This is a genomic window from Vibrio rotiferianus, from assembly GCF_002214395.1.
In the GTDB taxonomy this organism is placed as follows: Bacteria; Pseudomonadota; Gammaproteobacteria; order Enterobacterales; family Vibrionaceae; genus Vibrio; species Vibrio rotiferianus.
Map to the genome: position 1 here is coordinate 862,489 of NZ_CP018312.1, position 13,066 is coordinate 875,554.

Genomic DNA, 13,066 nt, shown 5'->3' on the forward strand with positions numbered 1-13,066 from the left:
GCAAGAGAGGTGGTAGTTTGTATAGGTGGATCGCTAGATACGAAAAAGCCGCGTCTTAGACGCGGCTTCTCTGAATTTGGCTCCTCCTGCTGGACTTGAACCAGCGACCTGCGGATTAACAGTCCGTCGCTCTACCAACTGAGCTAAGGAGGAATTGCTTTGCTTGAAAGCGGGGCGAATCTTACCGAGCACCTATGTTTCTGTCAACACCAAAAAATAGATTTTTCGCAAAAAAGAATAGTTTTTTTTCTTTACTTTTTTGTACACCTTGCCAGTTAAGGGCTGGAGTTACTTATCCACCAAAATTGTGGATAACTATGTTGATGAGATCTGAGTAAAGGCGTTTTATATGAAACTGAACAACTTTTAAGCGAAGGGATATTTAAATAAATTGGGATTAAATCTAAATAAAACAGGGGCTTCGCTTATCTTTTACTTAGAATTAAGGTGGTGGATAAAATTTCGGCTTTTGGGGATAAAAGCTTGTAGAACGATATTTTGGGGAAAAGTTGTGGAAACTAAGAATTGATAATAACAGGAGGTCATCGATCAGGGCGAAAGACTATAACAGACTCGCTTTGAGAAGGCTAGAGTAAAAACTACATCGTTTAAAATTTCATAACAATGCGCTATAAAATTCAATTAGGCATAGATTTAAACTACCAAGGTGTATATATATACAGCTAAAGTGCAGTAAATTTGAGGAAGGGTATGAGTAAAGTTTATGAACTGGTCTCTGAATATCAGCCATCTGGTGATCAGCCAACCGCTATTAAGCAGTTGTTAGAAGGGTTAGATGCTGGTCTTGCCCATCAGACACTGTTGGGTGTAACGGGGTCGGGTAAAACATTCACACTGGCAAATGTGATCGCAGAAGCACAGCGACCAGCGATTCTTCTTGCCCCTAACAAAACCTTAGCTGCTCAATTGTACGGCGAAATGAAGGCTTTCTTTCCCAATAACGCGGTGGAATACTTTGTGTCGTACTACGACTACTACCAGCCAGAAGCGTACGTTCCGACCACGGATACGTTTATCGAGAAAGACGCTTCAGTTAACGCGCATATTGAACAAATGCGTTTGTCCGCTACAAAAGCACTACTAGAACGTAAAGATGCCATTATTGTCGCGTCGGTATCGGCTATCTATGGTTTGGGTGATCCAGAATCGTATCTACAAATGATGTTGCACTTACGTCGCGGTGATGTGATTGATCAGCGCGATATGCTACGCCGCCTTGCAGAGCTGCAATACTCACGCAATGACGTTGCATTTGAACGTGGCCAGTTCCGTGTTCGAGGTGAAGTGATTGACATCTTCCCGGCCGAATCAGACCAAGATGCTGTACGTGTAGAGATGTTTGACGATGAAGTCGATTGCATTAGCGTATTCGACCCATTGACTGGAGTGGTCAAACAGCGCGACTTGCCGCGTTATACTATTTATCCAAAGACGCACTATGTTACGCCACGTGAGCGTATTCTTGATGCGATTGAAAGCATCAAAGATGAGCTTGAAGTGCGTAAGAAGCAGCTTCTGGATAACAATAAGCTTCTAGAAGAACAACGCATCAGCCAACGCACCCAATTCGATATTGAGATGATGAACGAGCTGGGCTTCTGTTCAGGTATCGAAAACTACTCTCGTTACTTGAGTGGCCGTGCTGAGGGTGAGCCGCCACCGACACTATTTGATTATTTGCCACACGATGGTTTGCTGATCATCGATGAGTCCCACGTGACGGTTCCACAAATTGGCGCCATGTATAAAGGTGATCGTTCCCGTAAAGAAACACTGGTTGAGTTTGGTTTCCGCCTGCCTTCTGCATTGGATAACCGTCCGATGAAGTTTGAAGAATTCGAAGCGATTTCTCCACAGACGATATTTGTCTCGGCGACACCGGGTAACTACGAGCTGGAAAAATCAGCCGATGAAATTGCTGATCAGGTGGTACGTCCGACAGGTCTACTTGACCCAGAGTTGGAAGTTCGTCCGGTAGCGACTCAGGTTGATGATTTGCTATCTGAAATTCGAATTCGAGCGGCGAAAGATGAGCGCGTTCTGGTGACGACGTTAACCAAGCGTATGGCAGAAGACTTGACCGAATACCTTCATGAGCACGATGTGAGGGTTCGTTACCTGCACTCAGATATTGATACGGTAGAACGTGTTGAAATTATTCGCGACCTCCGTTTAGGCGAGTTCGATGTGCTGGTGGGGATCAACTTGTTACGAGAAGGCTTGGATATGCCAGAAGTTTCACTGGTAGCAATTCTGGATGCGGATAAAGAGGGCTTCTTGCGATCTGAACGCTCCCTGATTCAGACGATTGGTCGAGCGGCACGTAACCTCGAAGGTAAAGCAATTCTGTATGCGGATTCGATCACGAAGTCGATGAAAAAGGCGATGGACGAAACCGACCGCCGTCGTGAAAAACAGCGAGCTTACAATGAGAAGATGGGTATTGAGCCACAAGCTCTGAAACGTAATATCAAAGATATTATGGAGCTAGGGGATATCACTAAGTCGAAGCGTCAGCGTAACAATAAGCAAGTACCGTTATCGAAAGTGGCTGAGCCTTCGCAAACCTACGAGATTATGTCTCCGCAGCAGTTGGAGAAAGAGATCAGTCGCTTGGAAGCGGCGATGTACCAACACGCCCAAGATCTTGAATTTGAGTTGGCTGCCCAAAAACGCGATGAGATTGAGAAGTTACGCGCGCAGTTCATTGCAAATAGTTAGCCTGATTAGCGGTAATTTGATTACCGACACAATGCCCAAGTGCTTATGTTTCAATACTTAGGATTGAATATTTAGTGTACTTGGGTGATTCGGCACTCTTGAATCGAAGACAAAAAAAAGCCAATAGGCAGTCGGGTCTATTGGCTCATTGCGTGAATATAGAATTCACAAACAACGTCAGTTGGCTAGGTGACCCGAGGGGTCACATTATGTAACGCATACATCGTGCCATTCTTCATCTCATTGATCTGTATACTTTCCTAATTTAGCATTTCATTTTATTACGATTGTTTATTTGCAAAATGCAAAGCGTAATGCGATTATTATTTAAAACACAACGATAAATTGGCTAGGTTATGCAATCTAATGAAGGTCAAAAGTCTCGCTATCTATTGATGGTCGAAGATACCGCATCCGTCGCAGCGTTATATCGCTCCTATCTAACACCTCTTGGTATTGATATTAATATCGTTGGCACTGGGCGTGATGCTATTGACAGTTTAAAGCACCGAATCCCAGATTTAATTCTGCTGGATCTGCGTCTACCCGATATGACAGGTATGGATGTTCTCCATGCGGTTAAAGAGAGTAACCCAGACGTCCCGATCATTTTTATGACGGCACACGGCTCTATTGATACGGCCGTAGAGGCAATGCGTCATGGTTCTCAAGATTTTTTAATTAAGCCCTGCGAAGCCGACCGATTACGTGTCACGGTGAATAATGCGATCCGCAAAGCAACGAAATTAAAGAATGAAGCTGACAACCCTGGCAATCAAAATTATCAAGGCTTTATTGGCAGTAGCCAAACCATGCAGCAGGTTTACCGCACCATTGACTCTGCTGCGAGCAGTAAGGCGAGTATTTTCATTACTGGTGAAAGTGGCACGGGTAAAGAAGTGTGTGCGGAGGCGATTCACGCAGCAAGTAAGCGTGGAGATAAGCCGTTTATCGCCATCAACTGTGCAGCAATTCCGAAAGACCTTATTGAAAGTGAACTGTTTGGTCACGTAAAAGGTGCTTTCACCGGTGCGGCTAATGATCGACAAGGTGCGGCAGAACTGGCTGATGGCGGCACGCTGTTCCTTGATGAGCTGTGTGAAATGGACTTGGATCTTCAAACTAAGTTATTGCGTTTTATTCAAACGGGTACGTTCCAAAAGGTCGGTTCTTCTAAAATGAAGAGCGTAGACGTGCGCTTTGTGTGTGCGACCAACCGCGACCCATGGAAAGAGGTTCAAGAAGGCCGTTTCCGTGAAGACCTTTACTATCGTTTGTACGTAATTCCATTACACCTCCCACCACTACGTGAACGTGGTGAAGATGTAATTGAAATTGCTTATTCATTGCTTGGCTACATGTCGCATGAAGAAGGGAAGAGCTTTGTACGTTTCTCTCCAGAGGTAATAGAGCGATTCAATGATTACGAATGGCCTGGAAACGTTCGCCAATTGCAAAACGTGTTGCGTAACATTGTTGTCTTGAACAGCGGCAAAGAGATTTCTTTAGACATGTTACCGCCGCCGTTGAACGCGCCAATGACTAAGACACCAATGCCAAGAGCCGTTGAAATCGAGAGTTTTTCCGCTTCTGATATTATACCGTTGTGGATGACAGAGAAGTCCGCCATTGAACAGGCGATAGAGGCTTGCGATGGCAATATACCGAGAGCTGCTGGGTATTTGGATGTAAGCCCTTCAACGATTTATCGTAAGCTCCAAACTTGGAATCAAACCGAAGAGCAGAAAAAGGCATGAACAAGGAAGTGTTAAATCAACAAAAAATTGATGAGTTGTCTGATGAAATAGGTAGTGAAAATGTTCCTATTCTATTGGATATTTTCCTCGGTGAGATGAACTCATATGTCGACAATCTAAACGCTGATTCCAGTGATGGCCAACTTGTGTATTTGAAAGAAATCAGCCATGCATTGAAGAGCAGTGCGGCGAGTTTTGGTGCCGACCGCTTATGTGACTTAGCGATTCAAATTGATCACAAAGTGAAGCGAGGAGAGTCACTAAGCCATGATGGTGATGTGTCTATGATGCTTGATACGCTGAAGGTTACACAAAAAGCTTACTTGAGCTGGGGTCAATAGTAGACGTATACAGAAAAGAGGCATAGCGCCTCTTTTCTTATGTCTCTTATAGCGTTAATTGGTCAACAATCGCTTGTTTTAACTTATCACGATCATGTCGCCAATCTCGATTGGTAGAAGCAAGTGATTGTGTGACAACATTCCAGTGTGCATTTACCTCATCATCCGCATCTTCCGCCAAAACTACGTCAATCTTTCTTCCTTGGCAGGCGCGCTCACACCATTCTAATTTCTGTCTCAAAGACATTAAGCCAGCGGGACCAAATTCAGGGCTCAAGTTGGCAACGAATATAAGTTTAGCATTATGGTTATTCGCAATGGCTTTCCCAAGTTCCGGAAGTAGCAAAGGTGGCATTATGCTGGTTAGAAAACTGCCTGGGCCTAGGATGATTGCATCAGCCTGTTCTAGAGCTGTGATCGCTTCTTTTGTCGCAGGGACTTCTGGAGAAAGATCGAGACGACGCAGTTCTTTGTTCATCTCGTCTACATTGGTTTCACCAGTTACTAGTTGGCCGTCAACCGCAAGCGCTGTCAGGTCAGATGGGTGCTCTGACATCGGTAAGATATTGACGTCTACTTTCAGCATGTTGCGGATCAAGTTGATAGCATCAAGAGGCCGCACTGATAGGTGATCTAAAGCCGTCAACATTAGATTACCTAGGTTATGTCCATCAAGTTCGCCAGCGCCACGAAAACGATATTCAAACATCATTGAGCTGATAGAAGGCTCCGTGATGAGCTGGTTGATGCAATTACGTGTATCTCCCCAAGCAATACCGCCTTGGCAATGACGAATTCGCCCAGTTGAGCCACCATTATCTGTTGTTGCTACAATTCCGGTTGCATTTTCGCCGAAGTCTTTCAAAGCCGATAGCATTCGACCTAGACCATGGCCACCGCCAACCGCGGCAACCTTTTTGTCGTTATAGATTTTCATCGTGTTCTTCTAATATTTTTTGTCATAACCGACTACAATTTATCTTATTGAGTAATAGCCGTGTACTCACTAGGAAGTAAATTGTGTTTCTACAGAGATTTTTATCGATTAAGGCTAGATTCCATTACGAATATTAAGTATTTTACACGGCAAAGCTACCAAGTGCTTATATTATAGTGCTGGTTGCCATAACTCCGAGCTTACTATGCTAAGTCCAAGGATAAGCATTTTGAGCCAGTGACATTCTGTCACAAGGGCATAATTGGAAATGATTATGCCTCCCGTGTTTGGAAAGGTGTTCCGTGGCGCAACAATTCGAAGACAAATTTCATCGTAAGTTCTATTACTTGCGTCTGTCTGTGACCGACGTATGTAATTTCAAATGTACCTATTGCCTTCCTGACGGCTATAAGCCATCGGGCAATAAAAACTCGTCTTTTTTATCTCTCCCTGAGATCAAACGTGTCGTCAAAGCGTTTGCTGATTGTGGTACCTCAAAGGTACGTATCACAGGTGGCGAGCCGAGTTTACGCAAAGACTTTACTGACATTATTCACTCAGTCGCAACCACGCCGGGTATCAAAAAAGTCGCGACAACGACTAACGGCTACCGCATGGCGAAGCAAGTGGCGGACTGGCATGACGCTGGCCTCACGCACATTAACGTGAGTGTGGATAGTCTTGACCCACGTATGTTCCATCAAATTACAGGTGAAAATAAGTTCACTGAGGTGATGAATGGTATCGAACGTGCGTTCGAAGTGGGTTATGAGCAAGTCAAAGTGAATGTGGTACTGATGAAAGACCTCAACCACAACGAGCTACCTGCTTTCCTTAACTGGATTAAAGATCGTCCCATCCAACTGCGTTTTATAGAATTAATGCAGACGGGAGAAATGGATGATCTGTTTGCCAAGCATCATGTCTCTGGTGTGGCAATCCGAAATCAATTAATCGCCAACGGTTGGTTACTTAAAGTACGTTCTCATAATGATGGTCCTGCACAGGTATTTGTTCATCCAGATTATAAGGGTGAAATTGGCCTAATCATGCCGTATGAGAAAGACTTCTGTGAGAGCTGTAACCGACTTCGTGTATCGGCTATGGGTAAACTGCATCTGTGTCTGTTCGGTGAGCATGGCGTGGAATTACGTGACCTATTAGAACGTGACGAGCAAGAGGAAGAATTGATTGAACGTATTCAAGCGCAGCTGCAAACGAAATCCGTTAGTCACTTCTTGCACGATGGCAATACAGGTATGACGCCACATCTTGCGTCTATCGGCGGCTAATTCCAATCAGATTTTACATCGGGAGCTGACGTGGCTTCTGATGATTTTTCCAGAATCGATACCCTGCGTATCAAAAGCAAATTAGAGAATAGGTGAACAAATGGGTCACGCTGAAAGCAAATTTCAACCTGCAAACATTGCCGTTCTAACGGTATCTGACACTCGTACTGAAGAAAACGACACTTCTGGTGGCTACCTAGTTGAGCACGCGAAAGAAGCGGGTCACAACGTTGTCGATAAACAAATCGTTATCGATGACATGTACAAGATTCGTGCGATCGTTTCTCAGTGGATTGCTGACGAAAATGTACAAGCAATCATGATCACAGGCGGTACAGGTTTCACTTCACGTGATAGCACGCCAGAAGCACTTAAGCCGCTATTTGATAAAGAAGTAGAAGGCTTCGGTGAACTATTCCGCTTGGTTTCTTACGAAGAGATTGGTACTTCAACGATTCAATCTCGCGCGATTGCAGGCTTTGCTAACCATACCGTTATCTTCGCGATGCCGGGTTCTACTGGTGCGTGCCGTACTGGTTGGACGAAGATCATCAAGCAACAGTTAGATGCAAGCCACCGTCCTTGTAACTTCATGCCACACCTATCTGTATAACCTTTCCTAAAAGCGAAGGAAAAACAATGACCCAATTTACACATATCAACGCGTCTGGCGAAGCTAACATGGTAGACGTATCAGCAAAAGCAGAAACCGTTCGTGAAGCACGTGCTGAAGCGTTCGTGCACATGGCTCCAGAAACACTACAACTTATTGTTTCAGGCCAACACCACAAAGGTGATGTGTTTGCGACTGCTCGTATTGCTGGTATTCAAGCTGCTAAGAAAACATGGGATTTGATTCCTCTTTGTCATCCTCTGTTGCTTTCTAAGGTTGAAGTTCAACTGGAAGCTATAGAAGCAGAAAACAAGGTACGTATCGAATCTGTATGTAAGCTAGCGGGTAAAACAGGCGTGGAAATGGAAGCGCTGACGGCGGCTTCAGTAGCAGCGTTAACGATTTACGATATGTGTAAAGCGGTGCAGAAAGACATGGTTATTGAACAAGTTCGTCTACTAGAGAAGACGGGCGGTAAATCAGGACACTTCAAGGCGGAATAATGATTAAAGTACTTTTCTTTGCTCAAACGCGAGAGCTAGTTGGTATGGATGGTCTAGAACTTGAAGGCCAGTTTGATAATGTAGAAGCCATTCGAGTTCACCTTGTTGAATCGGGTGCTGACAAAGAAGGCAAGTGGGATTTAGCGCTAGAACCAGGCAAGTTACTGGCTGCGGTAAACCAGTCTATCGTACCTTTAGACACTGTAGTGAAAGCGGGCGATGAAGTTGCCTTCTTCCCACCGGTAACAGGGGGCTAATATGGATCCTCGCGTTTCTGTACAAGCTGAAGACTTTTCGGTCGATCAAGAGTACCAACGTCTATCAGAAGGCACGGCCTCTGGTGCGGTAGTTACCTTTATCGGTAAAGTTCGTGATATGAACCTTGGTGATAACGTGGTTGGTCTTCACCTAGAGCATTATCCGGGTATGACGGAGAAAAGCCTGATCGACATCTGCGATGAAGCGGAATCACGTTGGCCTTTGTTAGGTGTGCGCGTTATTCACCGTATTGGTGATCTCGATACAGGTGACCAAATTGTTTTTGTTGGTGTGTCCAGTGCACACCGTGGTGCGGCATTTGATGCTTGCGAGTTCATTATGGACTTTCTAAAGACCAAAGCACCATTCTGGAAAAAAGAACGCACCACCAGTGAAAACCGCTGGATTGAATCGCGAGATACCGATCATCACGCAGCGCAGCGCTGGGAGAAATAACTCCTTTTCTATCGCGAGTAGCTACCTATGGCCAAGTTGTTTAGATGACTTGGCCTTTTCCATTTCCAGACCTTCCTCTCTTCAAATTAGCTCCCACTAAACGAGGGCTAAATAACTTCTCTAAATACCGTACATTTCACTTGTTTACCGAACGGTGATCCTGTTCACAATAAAAAATCTTGAACAAGATATAAACAATAATTTGTTAGACTTGTACCATGGTAAATGTTAATTAATATGTGCATATCTAGCATAAGATGCTATCAAATCGTTTAAATTTAGATTTATCGAAAGTTTCGCCTGTTAAATGATATCTCATATCCCCATTTTGCTAGCGAATACTTATTAACTAGTATTTATTGCTGAATATGAATGGTATTTACAGAATTATTAGTTTTTTTGCTACATTTTTATGGCAAATTACTTCAATGATTGCTAATGTGTGCCGCAGTCTTTGTAAGGTTTTAGAGTTTTGTGCTCAGAAAGTGCGCTAAAAAGTTCTAAAATGCTGACCGTTCCAGTCCCTTGCAGAGAAGTCATGGATGCTAATGAAAAACTCGGAGTTTTACGCATGTATAAGAACAAAATCACTCAAGCCCTTCTTCTAGGTGCTGGTCTGGCAGTGGCTGCCGCTTCTACTACCGCTTTTGCTGCTGATGTTCCAGCAGGTACTAAACTAGCTGATAAACAAGAACTTGTTCGTGGTAACGGTACTGAAGTTGCGACAATTGACCCGCATAAATCTCAAGGTGTTCCTGAGTCACACGTGATTCGTGATCTTCTTGAAGGCTTGGTGAATCAGAATGCAGATGGCGACACTATCCCTGGTGTTGCTGAAAGCTGGGAAACCCCAGACAACAAAACCTTCACTTTCCACCTACGTAAAGACGCAAAATGGTCTAATGGCGAGCCTGTAACAGCACAAGACTTCGTGTTCAGCTGGCAGCGTGCTGTCGATCCTGCAACTGCTTCTCCTTATTCTTGGTACATGGAATACACCAAGATGAAGAATGCGAAAGATATCGTTGCGGGTAAAAAAGACAAAAGCGAGCTAGGTGTTAAGGCGACTGATGATCACACTCTAGTCGTTGAACTAGATACTGCGGTTCCTTACTTTGTAATGATGACTGGCCACACAACAATGAAACCAGTTCACAAAGGAACAGTTGAGAAGTTCGGTGATCAATGGACGAAACCAGAAAACTTCGTAGGTAACGGCGCTTATGTAGTAAACAACTGGGTTGTGAACGAGCGTCTAGAGCTGACTCGTAACGAACAGTACTGGGATAACGACAAAACTGTTATCAACAAGGTTACTTTCCTACCTATCGAAAACGCAGTAGCGGAAATGAACCGTTTCCTATCTGGCGAGATCGATTTCACATCAACGCTACCGACTGAGCACTTTAAGCGTCTGCAAAAAGAGCATCCTGAGTCAGTATCGGTTGAGGGTAGCCTGTGTACTTACTACTACTCATTCAACACGAAGAAAGAACCATTTAACGACGTTCGTGTTCGTAAAGCGATTTCTTACGCGATTGACCGTGATATCGTTGCAAAAGCAATCCTTGCTCAAGGCCAAAAACCAGCATACTTCCTAACGCCTGAAATTACAGCGCACTTCGACCCTGAGCTACCAGTTTACGGTAAGATGACGCAAAAAGAGCGTAACGCAGAAGCTGCACGCCTTCTTGAAGAAGCGGGTTACGGTAAAGGCAACCCACTTAAGTTCTCTCTTCTTTACAACACGAACGAGAACCACAAGAAGCTAGCTGTTGCTCTAGGTTCAATGTGGAAGAAAACGCTTGGTCTAGACGTTACACTAGAAAACCAAGAGTGGAAAACATACCTATCTACTAAAGATCAAGGTGATTTCGAAGTTGCACGCGCTGGTTGGTGTGGCGACTACAACGAAGCATCTTCATTCCTAACCCTTATGGTTAGCTCGAACACTACTGGTGGTCAGCACTGGGGTAGTAAAGAGTACGACGCACTGATCGACAAAGCACTTAAGTCGACTTCAGAAGAAGAGCGTACTCAAATTTACCTAGATGCTGAAAAGCTGATGGCGAAAGAAATGCCAATCGCACCAATTTACCAGTACGTGCGTTCACGTCTACTAAACCCGCACGTTGGTGGTTTCCCTGCTAACAACGCGGAAGAGAAGATCTACTCAAAAGATCTTTACATCAAAGCTAACTAATCGTTTAGCTTCAAAACTATAAGAATAAGGCACACGCGCATCCGCCAGGCTGCGTGTGTTGCCTATCATCAATTTTTTAACTGTCACAGACTGAAAGAGTGAGTTTATGCTTAAATTCATCGCAAAAAGGATATTTGAGGCGATCCCAACAATGTTGGTTTTGATCACCGTATCTTTCTTTCTCATGCGTTTCGCACCGGGTAACCCATTCTCGAGCGAGCGTCCATTACCGCCAGAAGTTATGGCGAACATTGAAGCCAAATACGGCCTAGATAAGCCAGTATTTGAGCAATACACCACGTATTTGACTAACGTAATCCAAGGTGACTTTGGTCCTTCATTCAAATACTTAGATTACACAGTAAACGAGCTAATCTCGGTAGCACTCCCAGTATCGGCGAAGGTAGGCTTCATTGCCTTTATCTTCACGGTGATTCTGGGGGTAACGATCGGGACCATAGCCGCGCTCAAACAAAACTCGTGGCTTGATTACACCATTATGTCGACGGCGATGCTTGGGGTCGTAATGCCATCCTTCGTACTAGCGCCTGCTCTGATTTACTTGTTCTCGCTCCACTGGAATTTATTCCCTGCGGGTGGTTGGCATGATGGCTCATGGCAATACTTAGTGCTGCCAGTCATTGCTATGTCACTGCTTTATGTTGCCACGTTTGCTCGTATCACTCGTGGTTCTATGATCGAGACATTGAACAGTAACTTTATTCGTACTGCTCGTGCGAAAGGTCTAAGTTACCGTTACATCATCCTGAAACACGCATTAAAACCAGCGTTACTTCCAGTTGTGTCCTACATGGGACCAGCGTTTGTCGGCATTATTACCGGCTCGGTGGTTGTTGAGACCATCTTTGGTCTGCCTGGTATCGGTAAGCTGTTCGTAAACGCAGCCTTCAACCGTGACTACTCGCTAGTAATGGGTGTAACCATTCTAATTGGTTTCCTATTCATCTTGTTCAACGCTATCGTTGATATTCTGCTAGCAATGATTGACCCGAAAATTCGCTACTAACAGGGAAGTATGGTTATGTTAACGAAAAAAGAGAATCTTGAAGCGGTCGAGAAATTTGCAGAGAACCTGGAAGTTGAAGGCCGTAGTTTGTGGCAAGACGCCCGTATCCGCTTTATGCGTAACAAAGCGGCAATGGTGAGCTTGTTCATTCTTACATTGATGACCCTTGCGGTAATCTTCCTGCCAATGTTGGCACCTTACACATTTGATGATACAGACTGGTACGCAATGCACGTCGGTCCAAGTGCTGAGCACTGGTTCGGTACTGACAGCTTAGGTCGTGACCTTTACGTACGTACGCTAATTGGTGGTCGTATCTCTCTAATGGTTGGTGTTCTAGGTGCATTGGTTGCGGTTGTGATTGGTACGCTTTACGGTGCGGCTTCTGGCTTCATCGGCGGTAAAGTTGACCGTATCATGATGCGTATTCTTGAAATCCTATACGCGGTTCCGTTCATGTTCCTAGTTATCGTACTGGTAACATTCTTCGGTCGTAACATCGTTCTTATCTTCGTCGCTATCGGTGCTATCGCATGGCTAGATATGGCTCGTATCGTACGTGGTCAAACACTAAGTCTGCGTAGTAAAGAGTTTATTGAAGCGGCACACGTTTGTGGTGTGAGCAAGTGGAAGATCATCACTCGCCATATCGTACCAAACGTACTGGGTATCGTAGCGGTTTACTCAACACTACTTATCCCAAGCATGATTCTTACTGAGTCATTCCTTTCATTCCTTGGTCTTGGTGTACAGGAACCAATGACAAGTTGGGGCGCACTTCTACAAGAAGGTTCGCAAACAATGGAAGTGGCAATCTGGCAGCTGGCATTCCCAGCAGCATTCATGGTTGTGACTCTATTCTGCTTCAACTACGTTGGTGACGGTCTGCGCGATGCGCTGGATCCAAAAGACAGATAATTAAAAATAGAAAGAATAA

Annotated in this window: 12 protein-coding genes, 1 tRNA gene and 1 riboswitch; of the genes, 11 read left to right on the plus strand and 2 right to left on the minus strand. The window is 44.6% G+C overall.

Features of this window, described 5'->3' with window-relative positions:
- Positions 1–77: 77 nt before the first annotated feature.
- Positions 78–153 (minus strand) — tRNA-Asn (locus tag BSZ04_RS13090).
- A gap of 558 nt (positions 154–711) precedes the next feature.
- On the opposite strand from BSZ04_RS13090, the gene uvrB reads away from it, so the two are divergent.
- The 3 genes from uvrB to luxU all read left to right on the plus strand — a co-directional run bounded on the left by uvrB (position 712) and on the right by luxU (position 4,840).
- Positions 712–2,742, plus strand: a complete 2,031-nt coding sequence (gene uvrB / locus BSZ04_RS13095; protein WP_088880535.1) for an excinuclease ABC subunit UvrB — start codon at positions 712–714, stop codon at positions 2,740–2,742.
- 356 nt (positions 2,743–3,098) lie between these two features.
- Positions 3,099–4,499 carry a quorum-sensing sigma-54 dependent transcriptional regulator LuxO gene (gene luxO / locus BSZ04_RS13100; protein WP_038885127.1) on the plus strand — a complete coding sequence of 467 codons (1,401 nt, stop codon included), beginning with the start codon at positions 3,099–3,101 and terminating at the stop codon, positions 4,497–4,499.
- Complete coding sequence (luxU, locus tag BSZ04_RS13105; RefSeq protein WP_010449380.1) at positions 4,496–4,840, plus strand: quorum-sensing phosphorelay protein LuxU; 345 nt, start codon at positions 4,496–4,498, stop codon at positions 4,838–4,840. Before luxO ends, luxU begins: the two co-directional genes overlap by 4 nt.
- A 46-nt stretch (positions 4,841–4,886) precedes the next feature.
- Here the strand turns inward: luxU and yvcK are convergent, their stop codons facing one another.
- On the minus strand, positions 4,887–5,777 hold the full coding sequence (gene yvcK, locus BSZ04_RS13110; protein WP_088880536.1) for a uridine diphosphate-N-acetylglucosamine-binding protein YvcK: 891 nt from the start codon (positions 5,775–5,777) through the stop codon (positions 4,887–4,889).
- Between the two features lie 180 nt (positions 5,778–5,957).
- Positions 5,958–6,091, plus strand: a riboswitch (molybdenum cofactor riboswitch).
- Here yvcK and moaA point away from each other — a divergent pair.
- The 8 genes from moaA (at position 6,080) to oppC (ending at position 13,047) form a co-directional block, all read left to right on the plus strand.
- Positions 6,080–7,069: a GTP 3',8-cyclase MoaA gene (gene moaA, locus BSZ04_RS13115; RefSeq protein ID WP_038885128.1), complete on the plus strand. Its 990-nt coding sequence runs from the start codon at positions 6,080–6,082 to the stop codon at positions 7,067–7,069. (Overlaps the previous riboswitch by 12 nt.)
- A gap of 100 nt (positions 7,070–7,169) precedes the next feature.
- Entirely contained in the window at positions 7,170–7,682 is a 513-nt protein-coding gene (gene moaB, locus BSZ04_RS13120; protein WP_005433210.1) for a molybdenum cofactor biosynthesis protein B, read from the plus strand.
- A gap of 26 nt (positions 7,683–7,708) precedes the next feature.
- Positions 7,709–8,185, plus strand: coding sequence for a cyclic pyranopterin monophosphate synthase MoaC (gene moaC / locus BSZ04_RS13125; RefSeq protein ID WP_005439664.1), 477 nt, complete (start codon positions 7,709–7,711; stop codon positions 8,183–8,185).
- Positions 8,185–8,442, plus strand: a complete 258-nt coding sequence (moaD, locus tag BSZ04_RS13130) for a molybdopterin synthase sulfur carrier subunit (protein ID WP_010449371.1) — start codon at positions 8,185–8,187, stop codon at positions 8,440–8,442. The genes moaC and moaD overlap by 1 nt, the downstream gene beginning before the upstream one ends.
- Before the next feature lies 1 nt (position 8,443).
- The gene (moaE, locus tag BSZ04_RS13135) at positions 8,444–8,899 is read left to right on the plus strand and encodes a molybdopterin synthase catalytic subunit MoaE (protein WP_010449369.1); all 456 of its coding nucleotides are present in this window, start codon (positions 8,444–8,446) and stop codon (positions 8,897–8,899) included.
- Between the two features lie 571 nt (positions 8,900–9,470).
- Positions 9,471–11,102, plus strand: a complete 1,632-nt coding sequence (locus BSZ04_RS13140; protein WP_010449367.1) for an ABC transporter substrate-binding protein — start codon at positions 9,471–9,473, stop codon at positions 11,100–11,102.
- Positions 11,103–11,208: 106 nt separating this feature from the next.
- Positions 11,209–12,129, plus strand: coding sequence for an oligopeptide ABC transporter permease OppB (gene oppB / locus BSZ04_RS13145; RefSeq protein WP_010449365.1), 921 nt, complete (start codon positions 11,209–11,211; stop codon positions 12,127–12,129).
- 15 nt (positions 12,130–12,144) lie between these two features.
- Positions 12,145–13,047, plus strand: a complete 903-nt coding sequence (gene oppC, locus BSZ04_RS13150) for an oligopeptide ABC transporter permease OppC (protein WP_005531413.1) — start codon at positions 12,145–12,147, stop codon at positions 13,045–13,047.
- Positions 13,048–13,066: the final 19 nt, after the last annotated feature.